At 64.7% G+C, this 17,722-nt stretch carries 17 protein-coding genes and 1 tRNA gene; 11 read left to right on the forward strand and 7 right to left on the reverse strand.

The genetic code is table 11. From position 1 onward, the window contains the following. Nucleotides 1-138: 138 nt before the first annotated feature. The 4 genes from BM282_RS10550 to pstB all read left to right on the forward strand — a co-directional run bounded on the left by BM282_RS10550 (nt 139) and on the right by pstB (nt 4,956). Complete coding sequence (locus tag BM282_RS10550; protein ID WP_089880489.1) at nt 139-1,269, forward strand: PstS family phosphate ABC transporter substrate-binding protein; 1,131 nt, start codon at nt 139-141, stop codon at nt 1,267-1,269. A 77-nt stretch (nt 1,270-1,346) separates the two neighbouring features. Next, complete coding sequence (gene pstC, locus BM282_RS10555; protein WP_089880491.1) at nt 1,347-2,459, forward strand: phosphate ABC transporter permease subunit PstC; 1,113 nt, start codon at nt 1,347-1,349, stop codon at nt 2,457-2,459. A 2-nt stretch (nt 2,460-2,461) separates the two neighbouring features. Then, nucleotides 2,462-4,036: a phosphate ABC transporter permease PstA gene (pstA, locus tag BM282_RS10560; RefSeq protein WP_089880494.1), complete on the forward strand. Its 1,575-nt coding sequence runs from the start codon at nt 2,462-2,464 to the stop codon at nt 4,034-4,036. Next, the gene (gene pstB / locus BM282_RS10565) at nt 4,033-4,956 is read left to right on the forward strand and encodes a phosphate ABC transporter ATP-binding protein PstB (RefSeq protein WP_089880498.1); all 924 of its coding nucleotides are present in this window, start codon (nt 4,033-4,035) and stop codon (nt 4,954-4,956) included. The genes pstA and pstB overlap by 4 nt, the downstream gene beginning before the upstream one ends. Nucleotides 4,957-5,041: 85 nt before the next feature. Here pstB and BM282_RS10570 read toward each other — a convergent pair whose 3' ends face one another. After that, nucleotides 5,042-6,088, reverse strand: a complete 1,047-nt coding sequence (locus BM282_RS10570) for a hypothetical protein (RefSeq protein ID WP_139229710.1) — start codon at nt 6,086-6,088, stop codon at nt 5,042-5,044. A gap of 171 nt (nt 6,089-6,259) precedes the next feature. Between BM282_RS10570 and phoU the strand changes: the two genes are divergently transcribed. Together phoU and BM282_RS18165 are read left to right on the forward strand one after the other, a co-directional pair. Beyond that, nucleotides 6,260-6,937 (forward strand): phosphate signaling complex protein PhoU, encoded by a 678-nt coding sequence (gene phoU, locus BM282_RS10575; RefSeq protein WP_089880504.1) that lies wholly within the window; start codon nt 6,260-6,262, stop codon nt 6,935-6,937. A gap of 367 nt (nt 6,938-7,304) precedes the next feature. Next, nucleotides 7,305-7,790, forward strand: coding sequence for a hypothetical protein (locus BM282_RS18165; protein WP_139229711.1), 486 nt, complete (start codon nt 7,305-7,307; stop codon nt 7,788-7,790). 185 nt (nt 7,791-7,975) lie between these two features. Here the strand turns inward: BM282_RS18165 and BM282_RS10580 are convergent, their stop codons facing one another. Continuing rightward, complete coding sequence (locus BM282_RS10580; protein ID WP_089880507.1) at nt 7,976-10,201, reverse strand: CDC48 family AAA ATPase; 2,226 nt, start codon at nt 10,199-10,201, stop codon at nt 7,976-7,978. A gap of 191 nt (nt 10,202-10,392) precedes the next feature. On the opposite strand from BM282_RS10580, the gene larC reads away from it, so the two are divergent. Further along, nucleotides 10,393-11,685: a nickel pincer cofactor biosynthesis protein LarC gene (gene larC, locus BM282_RS10585; protein ID WP_089880510.1), complete on the forward strand. Its 1,293-nt coding sequence runs from the start codon at nt 10,393-10,395 to the stop codon at nt 11,683-11,685. 10 nt (nt 11,686-11,695) lie between these two features. Here larC and BM282_RS10590 read toward each other — a convergent pair whose 3' ends face one another. After that, a complete protein-coding gene (locus BM282_RS10590; protein ID WP_089880512.1) occupies nt 11,696-12,652 on the reverse strand; it encodes an alpha/beta fold hydrolase in 957 nt (318 codons plus the stop codon). Nucleotides 12,653-12,692: 40 nt separating this feature from the next. Next, nucleotides 12,693-13,469 (reverse strand): hypothetical protein, encoded by a 777-nt coding sequence (locus BM282_RS10595; RefSeq protein WP_089880515.1) that lies wholly within the window; start codon nt 13,467-13,469, stop codon nt 12,693-12,695. 133 nt (nt 13,470-13,602) lie between these two features. Between BM282_RS10595 and radB the strand changes: the two genes are divergently transcribed. Both radB and BM282_RS10605 read left to right on the forward strand, forming a co-directional pair. Further along, complete coding sequence (gene radB, locus BM282_RS10600) at nt 13,603-14,298, forward strand: DNA repair and recombination protein RadB (RefSeq protein WP_089880518.1); 696 nt, start codon at nt 13,603-13,605, stop codon at nt 14,296-14,298. A gap of 55 nt (nt 14,299-14,353) precedes the next feature. Further along, nucleotides 14,354-15,136 carry a DUF6498-containing protein gene (locus tag BM282_RS10605; RefSeq protein WP_089880519.1) on the forward strand — a complete coding sequence of 261 codons (783 nt, stop codon included), beginning with the start codon at nt 14,354-14,356 and terminating at the stop codon, nt 15,134-15,136. 131 nt (nt 15,137-15,267) lie between these two features. Here BM282_RS10605 and BM282_RS10610 read toward each other — a convergent pair whose 3' ends face one another. Together BM282_RS10610 and BM282_RS18950 are read right to left on the reverse strand one after the other, a co-directional pair. Then, nucleotides 15,268-16,410 carry a CBS domain-containing protein gene (locus BM282_RS10610; RefSeq protein ID WP_089880522.1) on the reverse strand — a complete coding sequence of 381 codons (1,143 nt, stop codon included), beginning with the start codon at nt 16,408-16,410 and terminating at the stop codon, nt 15,268-15,270. Nucleotides 16,411-16,688: 278 nt separating this feature from the next. Continuing rightward, nucleotides 16,689-16,817: a hypothetical protein gene (locus BM282_RS18950; RefSeq protein WP_281244795.1), complete on the reverse strand. Its 129-nt coding sequence runs from the start codon at nt 16,815-16,817 to the stop codon at nt 16,689-16,691. A 164-nt stretch (nt 16,818-16,981) separates the two neighbouring features. Between BM282_RS18950 and BM282_RS10615 the strand changes: the two genes are divergently transcribed. Together BM282_RS10615 and BM282_RS10620 are read left to right on the forward strand one after the other, a co-directional pair. Next, nucleotides 16,982-17,239 carry a hypothetical protein gene (locus BM282_RS10615; protein WP_089880524.1) on the forward strand — a complete coding sequence of 86 codons (258 nt, stop codon included), beginning with the start codon at nt 16,982-16,984 and terminating at the stop codon, nt 17,237-17,239. A gap of 45 nt (nt 17,240-17,284) precedes the next feature. Beyond that, the gene (locus BM282_RS10620; RefSeq protein ID WP_089880527.1) at nt 17,285-17,524 is read left to right on the forward strand and encodes a hypothetical protein; all 240 of its coding nucleotides are present in this window, start codon (nt 17,285-17,287) and stop codon (nt 17,522-17,524) included. 103 nt (nt 17,525-17,627) lie between these two features. Here the strand turns inward: BM282_RS10620 and BM282_RS10625 are convergent. After that, nucleotides 17,628-17,702: transfer RNA gene (locus BM282_RS10625), tRNA-Val, on the reverse strand. Nucleotides 17,703-17,722 lie beyond the last annotated feature (20 nt).

Consider the following 17,722-nt stretch of genomic DNA (forward strand, 5'->3'; position numbering starts at 1 on the left):
TTTTGAGCGGTTTCAGAGGAGATTCAGCGTTCACCTGCCGACCGATAGACCCCGGACACACTATCTCTCTGGAGCCACATTTTTTCTATATAGTCGTAATAGCAGGGGTTTTACAGCGTCTTCGGATATCAACAGGTGATGACGCGCGACAACTCCACGGGAGCGGACTACACGCGGCGTAAATTCATCGTTGCATCGGGCGCGGCCGGCGTCGCCGGTCTCGCTGGCTGTTCCGGCGACAGTGGTGCCGGAGCGGAAGCCGAAGCAGGTGGCGAAGCGTCGGGCTCCGGTGGCGAGGGAACCGGAACGCAGGGGTCCAGCGGCAGTCAGTCGGACGGGAGCCCGCTGACGGCCGACGGCTCCTCGACGGTCTACCCCATCACGTCCGACGGGGCGGCGGTCTGGAACTCCAACCCGCCCGCGGACGACGAGGAGTACTGGGGTCCGGGTCAGTACGACATCGACACGAGCGAGAACATGGCCGACTACTGGGGCGGCCTCTACGGCTTCAGCAGTTCCGAGGAGGGCCAGCCCCCGTTCCTCGTGAACGTCGGTCTCTCGCACTCCGGCACCGGTGTCGAGAAGGTCAAGAACGGACAGGTCGACATCGGTGACTCCTCGGCGCCCGTCGAGGACGAACTCCCCGACGCCGACCAGTCCACCATCGACAAGTTCGTCGACCACGTCGTCGGTGTCGACGGCCAGCCTATCGTCGTCTCCAACGAGATATACGAGGCGGGCGTCACGAAACTCACCGGCGACGAGCTTCGCGCGATATACAAAAAGGAAATCACCAACTGGAGCGAAGTCGGCGGCCCGGACCGCGAGATTCAGGCGGTCGGCCGCGCAGAGGGGTCCGGGACGGACACCGCGTTCCGCGCGAACCTCTACGGCGACGCTCAGGCCGAGATGAGTCCCGACATCCGCAAGGGACAGAACCAGCAGGTCGCGACGCTCGTCCGCAACTCCGACAACGCCATCGCGTACATGGCACTCGCGTTCGTCGGCGACGGCGTCAGCGCTATCTCGCTCGAACTCGACGGCAAGACGTACACGCCGGGCGAGAACCTCTCGGACAAGGGGTACCCGCTCAGCCGTGACCTCCACTGCTACACGTACGACGGAACCTCCGAGAAGGAGTCCGCGTTCCTCCGAATGCTCATCAGCGACTACGGCCAGACGATGTTCGTCGAGCCGAACAACTACTTCGTCCTGTCCGACGCGCGCCAGGAAGAAGAGATGGGCAAGCTGGCCGAACCCTCGAACTGAGGTCGGTCCGCCTCCGACGCATCGTCAGGAATTAAAGCGAGCACATCCCTCTCTTTCCGTACATACAGAACTCAAAGATGGCAGAATCAAGTTTAAAACAGTCGTTCGACACGTTCCGAGCGGCCGAAGATATCGACGCGAGCGCGCTCCTCGCGGGCGCGGTGGGAGTCGTGTTCCTCCTGACGGCGCTGACGTCGTTCGTGCTTCGGCTCGGCCTCGAAGTCCCGGCCATCGTCGGGTTCGTCGTGGTCCTCGGATACGGATGGTACGCCCACCAGGGTCTCACGGCGAAGGCGGTCACGTTCTTGATGACGGTGTCGACGGTGCTCATCCTCGGGATGATAACCGTCTTCCTCGTCTTAGAGTCGCTTCACGCCTTCAGACTCATGGGTGTGAATATGCTGGTCGGAATGGACGAACCCGTCACCGTCTTCGGTGTCACCGTCCTCCCCGGTCTCGGCAACTTCTGGCAGCCGAGTTCGGCGACGTACTCGCTCGTCCCCGCGATGTGGGGGACGTTCGTGACGACGCTCATCGCGACGGCGGTGGCGGCACCGCTCGGCGTCGCCTGCGCGTTGTTCCTCGCCGAAATCGCGCCCAACTGGGCGCGCGAGATAGTGAAGCCCGGCATCGAGATTCTGGCCGGCATCCCCTCTATCGTTTACGGGTTCATCGGGTTCACCGTGCTGAACACGTACGTGTTCCAGAACTTCCAGACGCCCTCGCAGGGGAGCTTCTTCCTCGTCGGCGGCGTCATCGGCGTGATGGCGCTTCCGACCGTCGTCTCCGTCGCCGAGGACTCGCTGGACACAGTCCCGGACTCGATGAAAGACGGCGCGCTCGCGCTGGGGTCGACCGACTGGCAGACGATGACCAGTATCACGCTCCCGGCGGCGTTCTCGGGCGTCTCGGCGGCCGTCTTGCTCGGCGTCGGCCGTGCCATCGGCGAGACGATGGCCGCGACGGTCATCCTCGGCAACACCGTCGGCCTCCCGCAACCGCTGTACGACGTGTTCGGGAACAACGTGACGCTCACGACGCTCATCGCCAGCCAGTACGGCGACGCCGGCGAGACGCAGTTGAGCGCGCTGTTCGCGGCAGGTGTCGTCCTGTTCGTGACGGTGTTGTTCCTCTCTCTCACGTCGCTTCGCATCGAAGCCAAACTGAAACAGGAGCTGAGTGGTGACTAACGATGAGTGACGCATACGACCGAAATCTCGTCGAAAGCGAGTCGTCGACGTACCAACGGCTTGCCGCGAGCATCGTCGGCGTCGGCATCCTCGCGTTCGCCTTCGCGTTGGCGGCGCTGTTCGACCTGACCGCCATCGACGCGACGTTCGTGGGACTGTCGCTGTCGAACCTCCTCGGCGTCGGGACGACGCTCGTCGGCCTCGGCGTCGTCGGCCTCGGTGCCGTCTCCTACGTCGGCTACGTCGAGACGACGCCCGACCGGAGCGCCGGACTCGTTCCCGCGGTGCTGTTCGGTCTCCTGTGGTTCTGCGTCGCAGGACTCGTCGTCTCGCAGACGTTCGGCTTCGGTGCGCTCGTCTGGCTTCCGGCCGCACTCCTCGTCGGCGCCGGTGCCGCGGGGGTCGCCATCTTCCCCCGCGAGGACATCGGCTCGACGCTCCCTGCGGGCGCGTTCGCGCTCCTCGTCGGCCTCGTCTTCCTGACGAACGTCATCGGGCCGGACTGGGCGTGGTCGCCGACCGACTTCTCGGCGACGTTCACGCCGAAAATCGTCGTCCCGTTCCTCACGGTTCTCGCCGTCCTCGTGGCCAGTTGGGCCGCCGGCAAGGCGTACGACGACTTCGGCGCACGCGGCCGACAGACGGGCGCGTACATGCTCATCGCGCTGAACGCGCTGGGCATCCTCTCGGTGCTCGTCATCCTCGTGGCCTTCGTCGTCAGCAAGGGTATCGGCCCGCTGTTCGAGGGCTTCTCTGTCGGCGCGTCGGGCATCGACTGGCCGTTCGTACAGAACGGGAACCAACTGACCAACGACGTCAACGGGGTGTTCCCCGCCATCGTCGGGACGTTCTGGCTCGTCGTCGGGTCCGTCATCATGGCGGTTCCCTTGGCCGTCGGCGCGGCGGTGTTCCTCACCGAGTACGCCGAAGAGGGCCGATTCACGCAGGTGGTCGAACTCGCGACGAACGGGCTGTGGTCGACGCCCTCCATCGTCTTCGGACTGTTCGGCTACGCGTTCCTCGTCCCCCGCCTCGGTAACAGCACGTCGCTTCTGTCGGGGATATTCGTGCTCGGCTTTATGCTGATACCGCTGGTACTCATCACCAGCCGAGAGGCGATCAACGCCGTGCCAGACGAATACCGCGACGCGAGTGCCGCCCTCGGGGTCAGTCAGTGGCAAACCATCAAGAGCGTCGTCGTTCCCGCGGCGATGCCGGGCGTCATCACCGGCGTCATCCTCGGTGTCGGACGTATCGCGGGCGAGACGGCACCCATCCTTCTCGTCATGAGTGGGTCGCCGTTCCCCTCGAAGCGACAGGCTCCGAACGTTCTCGACATCAGTTTCTCCTTTACGAGTTCGTTCCCGTTCGTGGACGCCAGCCTCATCAGTCAAGAGGCACTGCTGAACTCTGCAAGCGCCCTTCCCTACCAGCTCTACGCCATCATCACGGCCGGCGTCGGTCAGAGCGAGGCGTTCGGGTGGGGGACGACGCTCGTTCTCCTCCTCGTCGTTCTGTCCTTCTACGCGGTCGGTATCGCATCACGAGCGTACTTCCGTAACAAACTCCGATCATGAGCGAGACAACATCCAAAGCACAGACGCAGGCGGACGCACAGACCGGTCAACAGAGCGGTGGCACGACCGTCGAAGGCGAGACCCAAGAAGAACTCCGCGAGGAGTGGGTCCAGTACGAGTTCGACGGCCAACCCGCCATCAGCACGAGAGACGTCAACGTCCACTACGGCGACGACCACGCGCTTCACGACATCTCCATCGACATCCCGAAAAACAGCGTCACCGCGCTCATCGGGCCGTCCGGGTGCGGGAAGTCGACGTTCCTCCGGTGTCTCAACCGGATGAACGACCGCATCAAGGCCGCAGACGTCTCCGGCGAAGTCGAGTTCAACGGGAAGAACATCTACGACAAGGGGACGAACCTCGTCGAACTCAGAAAGCGCATCGGACAGGTGTTCCAGTCGCCGAACCCGTTCCCGAAGTCCATCCGCAAGAACATCTCCTACGGCCCGCGCAAGCACGGCGACATCGACGTGAGTCTGCTCTCGCGACTGCTCGGCCGCGACGACAGCGACGAAGAGGACGAACTCGTCGAGCGCTGTCTCCGGCAGGCCGCGCTGTGGGACGAGGTGAAAGACCGCCTGGACGACAACGCACTCGGCCTCTCCGGCGGCCAACAACAGCGTCTCTGCATCGCGCGTGCGCTGGCGACGGACCCCGAGGTGCTCCTGATGGACGAACCCGCTTCTGCGCTCGACCCCATCGCCACCTCGCGCATCGAGGACCTCATCAGCGACCTCGCGGAGGACTACACCGTCGTCATCGTCACCCACAGCATGCAGCAGGCCGCGCGTATCTCCGACCAGACGGCCGTCTTCCTCACCGGCGGCTATCTCGTCGAGTACGACGACACCGACAAGATATTCGAGAACCCCGAGAGTCAACGCGTCGAAGACTACATCACGGGCAAGTTCGGATAACGTCGCTCGCGGTCGGACGACGGCCCGGCGCGCCGTCCGCTCTGTCTGCGTCTCGCGCCGACGCGTTCTCTCTGTCTCTCTCGGGTCAGGTCGCTCTGACCGACACCTGAACCCCCGCCTCGTCGACGACCACCCACACCGGTCCGCGCGGTGGGCAGACCTCCCAGACGTAGCTGGCTTCGTCTCCGCGCTCCGAGCGAATCCGGAACTCGTACGAACCGGCGTTCTCCACCACCTTCGGGTCCAGTACGGTCTCTCCGGGGCCGAGGTCGTACGTCTCCTCGAACAGCGTGTCGCCGTCGGTCAGAACGCTCACCGTGAGGCGGTGAGCCGTCTCGTCCTCGTTGACGACTCGGAGGTCACGATTCCGCCAGCCGCATCGAAAGCGCGCGTCCGTCTCCGTCACGTCGACGTAGAGTCTGTCTCCGCCACCGACGCCCCAGTCGAACGACGCGGACTCGCCGCCGCGTTCGACGACGACGCGGTAGCCCGACCCGCGACCGTACGCCGGTATCGCGAGCGTCGTGTTGGCGGGCACGGCGTACTCGTACTCGGCCAGCGTCTCGTCACCGTCGAGGAGACGGACTCCGACCGTCCGTGCCGCGCTCCCCTCGTTCCGCAACTCGACGGTCCCTCGTGCCGGGGGCCGTTCGCTCCACGCCGTCCGTCCGCCCCGCGAGACGGGTGGACAGTCGAGTTCGCAGTACACCTGTTGGACGACGGTCACGCCGTCGGGTTCGACGCGCGCGGCGAGTCCCGTGTCGTCGTCGGTGACCGCCCACGTCTGACTCTGTCTCCGGCCGTCCGCCGTCTCGACGACCACGTCGTACGTTCCCGCTTCGAGGGGGAACTCACCGAACGACCGCGTCTCGCCCGGCGGGACCTCGGCGCTCTCGATGAACCGCGTCGTGCCGCCGTCCGCGACGACGACGGAGACGTACGCCGCGTCCGTCGTGTCGTTCGAGACGCGAACCGCACGCGACGGTGGGCCTTCGGGCGTCTCCGATGCGGTCCGCCCGCCCGTCGTCGGGTTCGACGTTCGAGTTCGAGTCCCTGTCTCTCTCTTCTCTCGGCGGCCACCGCACCCGGCCACCGCCACCGAGAGCACAGAGAGCAGCGTCCGGCGATACACGACGTACCGTTGGTTCGACGCCGCAAAGAGTCACCGACCGCACGGGGATACGTAGCTCGGTCGTCGTTTCGTGAGTCCTCCAGATTCGTCTATAGCCGTTCCCTCCCGAACGTTCGTGTCTGTACCGCCGCGCACGACACGTTTATTCGGGGCCACCGTGTGAACGGAACTATGCCCCGACAGAAGTACCAAGACGCCCTCGAAGAACTTCGGGACGACGTCCTCTACATGAGCGAAGTCGTCGCCGAGCGACTTCGGATGGGTCTGGACGCGCTCGAACAGAAAGACGACGCCCTCGCAGAGGAGGTCATCGAAGGCGACGGCGAGGTCAACCGGATGTATCTCGACCTCGAACAGGACTGTATCGACCTCGTCGCCCTCCAGCAACCGGTCGCCTCCGACCTGCGCTTCATCGCCGCGTCGTTCAAGATCATCACCGACCTCGAACGCATCGGCGACCTGGCGACGAACCTCGCGGGCTACGCCACGGAGGCGGACCGCGACGTGTTCCCCGAGGTCGACATCCAACAGATCGGTGAGGAGACGCTGTCGATGCTGGAGATGGCGATGGACGCCTACGCCGAGGAGGACCCCGACCGGTGTCGCGAGGTGGCGACCCGCGACGACGAGATAGACGCGATGTGCGAGGCGGCCAGCGAGATGGTCGTCCGCGACCTCATCAAAGCCGACCCGTTCGGCGAGTCGGACCTCGACGAGGAGGCGTACATGTCCGACGTGTCGCGACTCCTCCTCACGATTCGCGACCTCGAACGCGTCGGCGACCACGGCGTCAACATCGCCGCGCGTGCGCTCTACATGGTCGAAGACGACGACGAACTGTTGTACTAGGACCACGAGCTTTTTGAGGACTCGGGTTTCCTCGTGTCGCCTTCGGCGACACTGCGGGAACCGCTCGTTGCAAAAAGCTCGACCAAAAATCTGCTGTGACTCGCTTCGCTCGTCACAGTACAGTTGCTCGACACCGACTTGTCAGTTCGACGCAGTCGGGCCGAAGGTCGTACCTCCGTCGAGTGTTGTTTACCCGGGTGCGAACGAGGCGACCGCTCGGAAAGTGTTGCGGCACGTGCCACTCCGTGACCGTTGTCGCTACGTCAGTACCGGTCCGCGGAACACAAAAAGCGCGTCGCTATCTCTGCTAACGCTGAGATAATCACACGTGCATAGTTTTACCAGACGAGTATGTACTCAAAATCACATGAAGATGCGCGGCTGCATCGTCGTCCTTCTCCTTCTATCTACGTCTGGATGTATCGGGCTGTTCGGCCAAGAGAGCAGTTCGTCCGCAGTGTTCGTAGGCACGAATCAAGGCAACGATACCGTCACGTTCGAAGTGTTCGTAGTTAACAGTTCAGCGGAGTACAGAGTGGTAATCTCTGATGGAAGGACATACGTGGACCAACTGTACGGGAGAGTGAGAACTTCTAACCCAGGGGATGGAAGACATTTCACCTCAGTCGACCCGGTAGAGAGCTATCACTCCGAGAACCTCTCGGTGACTCCCGGAAACTCGACGGAGATATCCGTTCCAATCACGGCAGAGGGGTCGGCTTTACTCGTCGCCGTGCACAACGAGAGCGGAGAAATCGTCACTATCGTCTCTCTGAACTGTAGCCGAGGGACACCCGAGCTAGAGGCGACGTATTACGGACACTCGGCAGCGGGAACCTCGTACTGTCTGTGACGCTACTACGGAACCATATTTTCACCGTACTGGACGCTCGCTGATTCTGCTTCTCGAACGTCGACTACTCCAACCCCTCTGCGAGCAATCGTACCGCGACGAGCGAAGCGAGTCGCGGCATGTTTTTGGTGAAGCTTTTTGCGATGAGTGGTCGCGCTACGCGCGACCCGAATCTGCAAAAAGCTTCATTGGAACCCAATCCGACCGTCGCGCCGGTCGGTGAGTTGGTCGCGCGCGCCGCCTTTGAACTGGTCCTGCATCTGTTCGTAGTAGTCCATCAGGTCGTCCGTGATGGTCGGCCGGACGGACTCCATCGCCTTGCGGAAGTGACGCATCTCTATCTCTTCTGCGTCGTCGTCCTCGCGAAGCGCCTCGATGGCGGCCTCGCGCGCGATGGATTCGAGGTCCGACCCGACGTAGCCGCCCGTGATTTCGGCTATCTCGCGGAGGCTCACGTCGGGCGCGAGCGGACTCGACTTCGTGTGAATCTTCAGAATCTGTTCGCGCCCCTCCTCGCCGGGTTCGCCGATGAGGACGAGGCGGTCGAACCGACCCGAGCGGATGAGCGCGGGGTCGATCATATCCGGGCGGTTGGTCGCGCCGATGACCATCACGTCGCCGTTCTCTTCGAGGCCGTCCAACTCCGTCAGGAGTTGGTTGACGACCCGTTCGGAGACGTTGTTGCCCATGTCCTGTCCGCGCGAGGGGGCGAGGCTGTCCAACTCGTCGAAGAAGATGATGGTCGGACTGACCTGCCGCGCCTTGCGGAACGTCTGCCGAATCGCCTTCTCGGACTCGCCGACCCACTTCGACAGCAGTTGCGGGCCGCGCACCGAGATGAAGTTCGCGTTCGTCTCGTTGGCGACGGCCTTCGCGATGAGCGTCTTCCCCGTGCCGGGCGGCCCGTACAGGAGGACGCCCTTCGGCGGTTCGATGCCCATGCGCTCGAACTTCCCACGGGAGGTCAGGGGCCACTCGACGCTCTCTTTGACCTTCTGTTTGGGCCCTTCGAGGCCGCCGACGTCGTCCCACGACACCTTCGGTAGTTCGACGAGAACTTCGCGCATCGCCGAGGGTTCCACCTCGGTCAGCGCACCCTCGAAGTCGCCGCGCTTGACGATCATCCGGTCGATGAGACTCGGCGGGATGTCCTCTTCGTCTAAGTCTATCTCGGGGAGGTACCGCCGGAGCGCCTTCATCGCGGCCTCTTTCGTCAGCGACTCGATGTCCGCGCCGACGAAGCCGTGCGTCTCGTCGGCGAGGTGGTCCAAGGAGACGTCGTCCGACAGCGGCATCCCGCGCGTGTGAATCTGGAGAATCTCCTTTCTGCCACCTTCGTCGGGGACGCCGATTTCTATCTCGCGGTCGAACCGACCGGGGCGACGCAGTGCGGGGTCGACGGAGTCGACGCGGTTCGTCGCGGCGATGACGATGACCTGCCCGCGAGTCTCCAGTCCGTCCATCATCGTCAGGAGTTGGGCGACGACGCGGCGTTCGACTTCGCCGGTCACGTCCTCGCGTTTGGGCGCGATGGAGTCCAGTTCGTCGATGAAGATGATGGACGGCGACTCCTCTTTGGCGTCCTCGAATATCTCTCTGAGTTGCTGTTCGGACTCGCCGTAGTACTTCGAGATGATTTCGGGACCCGCGATAGAGAAGAAACTCGCGGACGTCTCGTTGGCGACGGCTTTCGCCAAGAGCGTCTTCCCGGTGCCGGGCGGGCCGTGAAGCAGCACCCCTTGCGGGGGTTCGATACCCAACTTCTTGAATATCTGCGGGTGCTTCATCGGGAGTTCGACCATCTCCCGGACGCGCTGAATCTCGCCTTGAAGCCCACCGATGTCTTCGTACGTGATTCCACCACCCGTCTTCTCGAAGCCGGAGATGGGCTCCTCGCGGAGTTCCACCTCGGTGTCCTCGGTGACGAGGACGACGCCTTCGGGGTCGGTTTCGACGGCGATGAGCGGTATCGCCTGTCCGGGCGACCGCATGAACGGGTGGTTCGTCGAGGACATCACGGGGACGATGTCGCGTTCGACGACGGGCCGTTTGAGAATCTGCCGTTTCACCATCCCGGCGGCGTCGGAACCGAACTGGACGCTCGCCTCTTCGGGGGGTGCGAGCACCAGTTTCTCGGCTTTCGTCGCTTCTGCTTTTCGGATCGTCACTCGTTCGCCGATTCCCACGTCGGCGTTCTGACGAGTGAAGCCGTCGATACGAACGGTGTCCGTGTTCCAGTCCTGCCGGTCCGCACGCCACACCTTCGCTGCCGTCGTCTCACCACCCTCGATCTCGATGATGTCGCCCGGTGAGAGTTTGAGATGGAGCAACGTGTCCGGGTCAAGACGGGCGATACCGCGCCCCGAGTCGTTCGGGTACGCTTTCGCCACTTCGAGTTGCACTTCGTTCATGATTGTCTCGCGGGGATATGTCTGATTCCTCGGTCTCGATGCGGGTTAAGTGCTTCCCCAGCAGGGAAATCTTGCACCCGCCTCGCTAAGAGTGACACTCCATAGCACAGTACGGTTCGGAGATACAAATCCCTACCGACTCCGTCCATCGATGCCGTGGAATTTTCACGTGGCACGGCCTCCGAGCAGACATGCGTACACTCGCGTTCGACGGACGGATGGGTGCAAGCGGCGATATGGTTCTCGCCGCGCTTCTCGCGGCCGGTGCTGACCGGGGCGCACTCTCCCCCGTCGAAGACGCACTCGACGTTCACTACGACGTGTCGACGGTGGAGAAGAACGGCATCGCGGCGACGACGGTTCGTGTGCTCTTAGACGAAGACGGCGATTCGGACTCGCACGACCACGGCCACTCGCACGACCATAACCACTCGCACGACGACCACGGCCACTCGCACGGCCACGACGGCGACGACACCCTCGCGGAGGGTCACGGCCCGCACCGAACATACGCGGAAGTCGTCGATATCGTCGAGTCGATGGGGCTTCCCAGCGCCGTCGAGACCGACGCGAAGGCTATCTTCCGCGTCCTCGGAGAGGCGGAGGCGGCGGTCCACGGAACCGACCTCTCGGAGACGCACTTTCACGAAGTCGGCGCGGACGACGCCATCGCGGACGTGGTCGGCGCGTGTCTCCTCCTCTCGGACCTCGACGTCGAACGCGTCGTCACCACGCCACTCGCCACCGGCGGCGGCGAGCAGTCGATGGCGCACGGCACCTATCCCGTGCCGACGCCCGCCGTCGTCGAAATCGCACAGCGCGCGGATTGGTCGCTGAAGGGCGGTCCCGTCGAAGCCGAACTGCTGACACCGACGGGCGCGGCCATCCTCGCGCACGTCGCCGAGGGCGTCGAGACGCTCCCCGCACTGAAGATAACCGACTCGGGCTACGGCGCGGGCGGATACGACTTTCCCGACCACCCGAACGTCCTCCGCGTCCTCGTCGGCGACGGCGCGGGACGTCTCTCTCGCGACGAGATAACCGTCTTAGAGACGAACCTCGACGACGCCGCGCCCGAACTCCTCGGGAGTCTCCAGACGACGCTGAAGGAGGCGGGTGCGCGCGACGTGACCGTTCTCCCGGCGACGATGAAGAAGTCCCGTCCGGGTCACCTCGTGAAGGTCATCGTCAAACCGGAGGACGCCGAACGCGTGGCGCACCGACTCGCCGTCGAGACCGGAACCTTGGGCATCAGAGAGCACGGCGCGGGTCACCGCTGGGTCGCGTCCAGGCGCTTCGAGACGGCCGAAATCGACCACGAGGGTGAGACGTTCGAGGTGACGGTCAAGGTGGCCGCGGACGCCGGCGGCGCGGTGTACGACTACAGCGCCGAGTTCGATGACGCGCTCGCCGTCGCCGAGGCCACGGGACTCCCCGTCAGAGTAGTCATGCGGCGGGCCGAAGCACTCGTTCGAGACTCGTAGTCGCTCCGACTCAGTCGGCGTAGCCCGTCTCGTCCTCGCTCCCCAACGATTCGAGGAACTCCCGGACGTACGGCACGAGGTCCTCGCCCATCTCTTCTTGCACGTAGTGGCCGACGCCGCGGAGACGGACGACGCTGGCCTCCTCGAACCACCCCTCGAACGTCCGCAGTTCGCTCGCCCGGAACGCGGCGTCGTTCATCCCCCAGACGATTCTCGTCGGGAGGTGCGCGATTCGCTCGCGTCTGTTCCACAGCGACGCCAACCACCCGGAGGACCCGACGACACGGCGGGGGAACATCCACGTGCCCGTCCGGTCGCGTCCCCGGTGGGCCGCGACGTACTGCTCGCGGACGGACGCCGGGAATCTCCGCCGGTCGCCGAACGCGAGGGGCATCACGACCCGGGTGAACAGGTCGTAGCGCTCGCAGAGCACCCGGCCGAGTGCGCCGCCGAAGAGCGCCGAGAACCGTCGGAAGTGCGCGTCGTCGTCGACGGGCCACGCGAACGTGTTCATCACGACGAGCGCGCGGACGTTCTCGGGGTGGTCGACGGCGTACGAGAGACCGATGGGGCCGCCCCAGTCCTGCACGACGAGAATCACGTCTTCGAGGCCCAACGCCTCGACGAACTCCTCGACGACGACGGCGTGGTCCTCGGGCCGGTAGGAGAACTCCTCCGGTCGCTCCGAGAGGCCGAACCCGAGGTAGTCGAGAGCGACGCAGCGATACCGGTCCGAGAGTCCACGGACCAGATGTCGGTAGAGGAACGACCACGTCGGGTTCCCGTGGAGCATCAGGAGCGTCCCGGCGGGGTCGCTCGGCCCTTCGTCGACGTAGTTCACCGCGCCTTCGGTGAGGCGTAGACAGTCGGTCTCGAACGGATAGGCGTCTCTATCCACCCACGACGTGTCGGTGTGCGCGTCCTCGGGCGACTCGCTCCGCTCGGAAGCGACGGATTCGGACTCCATGAGGGAGGTACGCGCCGAACGCGGATAAGCCGGTGCGCCGTCAGGAGTCGCCCGCGTCCTCGGCGTCCTCGGTCTCTCCGTCGCGACTCTCGCCGCGGTGTTCGGTCAGGGCCTCCGAGACGGTGAGTTCCCCGGCGGCGACGCGCCGCGCGAGGCGTTCGTCGATGGTGCGGTTGTCCTCGCTCACGCGTCGCGAGTGGTCTTTGATTCGCTGGAGTTCGCCCTGCGTCGGTTCGATGTCGCGCGAGTCGACGACGTCGCCGGGCATCCGAGCGATGTTGACCGCGGCGAGGACGTCGCCCATCCCGCGCGCGCCGGTGCCGAGGTACGGCGTCGTCCCCGTCTCGTCGACGAGTTCGACGGTCACGCCGTCCAGTTCGTTCACGATGGTCGCCCCCTGCAACCGCGCCCCGTCGCCGATTCGGACGATGGCGTCGGGGCTGTCCTCGACTTCGTCCCGGATGGTCTCGACCGTATCCGCGAGGGGGACGTGGAACGCGGCGACGACGGTGTCCCCCACGAGGACGGCGACGCCCGGGCGCGTGCCGGGGTCGACGCCGACGACGACGCGTCCGCCGCCACCGCGGAGGAGCGACACGGCCTCTTCGACGGCGCGCCGGGATTCGTCAGCGGTCGCGACGACGGTTTCGACGCCCGCAGGCGCGTCCACGTCGTCCGTCGGCGAGACGACGACCACCTTCGCGCGGTCGGGAATCTCGTCTCCGGGTTCGACCGTCGTGAACGACACCCCCCGGTCTCTGAGGTCACTCACGACGTCGTGGTAGAGTTCGAAGTCCGCGGTGGCGACGACTATCACGTCACGGAACTTCGCGAGGCGGGGAATAAAACGTGTCGCGAGCGTGCCGACCCGTCGCACCACCCCCGCGCTCTCCGTCCCTCGCTCGGGCCGGACCGGGGGGTTTTTCGGCGAATACGACTCACCTCCTCTCGTGTCCGACGCAGTCACTACCGGGTGTCGTCCGCTGGACGACCTCTTGGGCGGCGGGTTCGAGCGGGGGACCGTCACGCAGGTGTACGGGCCGCCGGCGGCCGGAAAGACGAACGTCGCACTGTCGGCGGCGGTGCGCGTCGCCGCCGCGGGCGGCACCGTCGTCTACATCGACACCGAGGGGCTCTCGGTGGACCGCTTCCGGCAACTCGCAGAACACGTCGCCGGACCGGACCAGTCCATCGAGGACGTGACCTCTCGACTCATCGTCTCGGAGGCGCACGACTTCGAAGAACAGGAGGAGGCCGTCCGCGACGCGAGCGAGTTCGCCGAGATGGCGGACCTCGTCGTCCTCGACAGTGCGACGGGGTTCTACCGCCTCGAACGCACCCTCGGAAACGACGGTGGCGAGTCGCTCAGGCGGGTCGCCCGGCAGGTGACGCACCTGCTCTCTCTCGCACGCAAACACGACCTCGCGGTGGTCATCACGAACCAGGTGTTCTCGGACCCCGACAGCGACGCCATCCGCGCGCTCGGCGGTCACACCTTAGAGCACTGGACCGGCGCGGTCCTCCGCATCGACCGCTTCCGCGGCGGCAACCGGCGGGCGACGCTGGAGAAACACCGCGCGAAACCCGCCGGCGAGACGGTGACGTTCGAGATTACCGACGGCGGTCTGTCGGCGACGACTCTGTAGCGCAGTCGGCCGGGTTTCCCGGTCTTTATGCCGGTCGTTCGGCGAGTGGCACTCGATGTCACTGCGCCGAAACGACGGCGTCGGCACGCTCGCGTTCGCGCCGACGCTCCTCTCGAACCTCCTCCCCCTCGTCGGCGTCGTCGCCCTCGACTGGCGCGTCGTCGAAGTGCTGACGATTTACTGGTTGGAACTCGGAACGACGTTTCTCGTCTACGGCGTCGCCGCCCTGTTCGCCCGACGTCCGGTCGTCCTCGACGGCCGCAATCTCCATCTGCCGGGCGTGAGCAGAGACACCGACCGTCGTGGGAAGTGGGAGCGCGACCCCTCGTCAGTCGCACTGCCGGGGCCGCTTCCGCCCGTCTACCCGCGGAACCTCCGACTGGTCAGGATGTCCCTGATATGGGGATTCGGCTTCCTCGCGCTTCCGCTGTTCGGAAACTGGGGTCTCGTCGGGGACGTCCTCTCGCCGGCGCTGGCGCTCACCGCACTCGCGATGGTCGCCTCCCACCTCGACCAACTCCGGCGCGAGTACTTCGGCGAGAAGCAGTACGAGGAGATGTCCGCGCACATGGTGCTCGAGATTCCCGGCCGACTCCTGTTCTTCGCGGCCTGCTATCTCGCGTTGGTCGGGTCCGCCGGAATCGTGCTCGCGTTGTTCGCCGTCGGCGTCGACGACTCGAACACGGTCCTCCTCACCGCGTTCGAGGCTGAACTGGCGGTCGTGACCGTCGTCGTGTTCGGCATGCTCTTCGTCGAGTGGTCGCGGTTTCGGGCCGAACACGACCCCGACCCGAGCGGACTCGCGACGTGGTTCCTGCCGGAGAACCCGCGGGAGTAGCGTGCGGCTCGACGCCCCGCGGGACGACGTCGACACGTCCCCGTCTGTGGGACACGCCTGTAGAGCTACGACCCCGTCTGCGGGCGTTCGCGAGAAGAGAAGAGGGAGACGTCTCCCGGTGTGTCCGTACGCTACAGGTCGCCGAGTTTCCGCATGACCTGTCCTTGGTACTTCTCGTCGGCGTTGACGCCTTTCACTTCGAGCACGTTGCGTTCGAGTTTGTCGAGCGCGACGTGGAAGGCGTGCTCGGAGCCGTAGCCCTCACCGCTGCCGGCGATCTGTCCGTGACTGGTGCGGAGTCGAATCTGCGACTGGATGAGGGGCGTCCCGCGGAGTTTCTCCTTGTGCTCGTGGAAGCGGACGTGCGCGTGGTGCACCTGCATCTGCTGGTACTTGTCCACGACCTGCGTGATGGACTCGACGATGTCCTCGCGCGTCAGCGTCTCCAGCAGGCTGACGTTGGTAATCTGTACGTCCATCTGCTCCTCTTCGGTGAACGTCAGCGCGCGGAGCACGTCGGTCTTGGTGACGACGCCGAGCACTTCCGTGTCGCTCTCCGTCGGCGTCACGACGAGACCGTCGATGTCGTTCTCGAACATCCGAGAGACGGCCGCTTTGACCGTCTCGCCGGGCGTCGCCGTGATGACGGGCGAGGACATCAGGTCGTACACCGGCAGGTCGAGCATCCGGTCGATGTCGCCCCGTCGGTCGCCGCGGCCCTGTCTATCGGCGTTGCGGACCGAGAAGTCGATGATGTCGTGGGTGGTCAGCACGCCGGTGAGTTTGCCGTCGTCGCCCACGACGGGGAGTCGAGAGATGCCGTTTTCGCGCAGGTGATTGATGGCCTGCCCGAGGTGCGATTTCTCGCCGACGGTGACGACGTCCTCGGTGACGATGTCCTGGACGGTGATGGCGTCGAGGTTCTCCAACACCGCTTCGAGGATGGCGTCGCCCGTGATGATGCCGTAGAGTTTCTCGCCCTCGTAGACGGGTGCGATACGCGTGTCGCCTTCGACGAGCATCCGCGCCGCCTCGCGGACGTTCTCGTCGCGGTCTATCTTCGGGGCGGACTTCATCACCGCAGACGCCTTCGTGTCGTCTTCCATCCGCGAACGAACGAGCTGTTTCTGCCCGATGACGCCCGCGTACGCTCCGTCCTCGGTCACGATGATACCGCGAGAGTTCTCGCGTTCGAAGATGGATCGGACTTTACCCAGTCGTTTGCTTGCATCAACCTCGACGAAATCGGGAGTGGCAATATCTACAATATCCATAGTCCGAATAACCTCACCGGGAACGTACTCCGCCCTCGGTCTTGAAACTTCGCGCCGTTCGCAACCCGTAGGAGTATCTTTTGGCCGTCTTCGGGAGGTAGATGTACCTATCTGGGGATTGTGTGACAATTTCACGCATTGACTGGTCGTCGCGAGTGCGGTATCGTCTTCAGACTCCGTCCGAGATGTCGACTCTGCGAACCGCTCGGCCCGCCGGTGTGCCATGACCGGCGAGGACCGCTGGACGTTGTTCGTCATCGTCGTCTGTGTCACGCTCGTCACCGCCAGCATCGGCCGTCCCCGTCTCGGTCCCGAACCGTCGCGGTGTCTTCCGCCGCGGCGACGCCGACGGGTCCGACGGCGGCGCAGAGGACGCACGCCAAGAGCACGAGGCCGAATCGGCTCATCGTTCACCTCTGTCGATACGGGTCTGTGTGCGGATGCTGGAGGGCATCGTACCCGAGAGATGGACGGTCGAACGGTTAGTAAAACCGATAGCTCAAAGCGCGGATTGAGGAACGCCGCGACCGACTACCAAAAAGAAGATAACGGTACGAGGGAGCCAATCGGTATGTCCAGCGGACTACTCGCGATGCTCCCGGAAGTCCTCGAACTCCTGTTCTTCGGAGTCGGAACCGTCGCACTCTCCGGCGTCGGCCTCTACGCCGAGCGCTTCGCCCTCTCGTTGCTCGAAAGCGGACAGGTGAAACTGAGCGCGTGGGCCGCGCTGATGGGCGCCGTGGCGTTCGGCTTCGCGTACCTCCTCGCGACGGACCAGTTCCGCCCCCGCCTCCGACGTCTGCTCGGTGCCGACGCGAAGCGCCAGTAGCGCCGCCGGGGTCCTCCTTATCCCGGTAGCGAGCCACTACTGCGTATGTCACGCTACGAGGCGTCGTTCGAAGTCGAGTCTCCCGCGGACCTGTCGGCGGTCAGGCGCATCTTCGACCAGGCGTACGACGCGGTTCGAGAGGAGTCGCGGACGCTCGGGGAGGACGCCGAGGACGCGACGGCGTTGCTCGAATCGTTCGAGACGCTCCGTGCGGCCACCGAACGGCCCTCGGCGGGGAAACTGACCATTTCGTACGAACGGTACGACGACCGATTCGACAACTAGCCGGGGTCGCTCGTTACTCGGAACCGCGTCGGCGGCCCACGGTACTCTCAGAGCGTTGACGACCGTATAGCGACTCCGCTCGGCGTTGCGAGGAATCAGAAAATGGGTTGGGGCAGATTTGAACTGCCGGCCTCCTCCATGTCAAGGAGGTGTCATAACCAGACTAGACCACCAACCCGGTGTGCTGCGTACATCGCG

The organism is Halogeometricum limi (assembly GCF_900115785.1).
Lineage (GTDB): Archaea > Halobacteriota > Halobacteria > Halobacteriales > Haloferacaceae > Halogeometricum > Halogeometricum limi.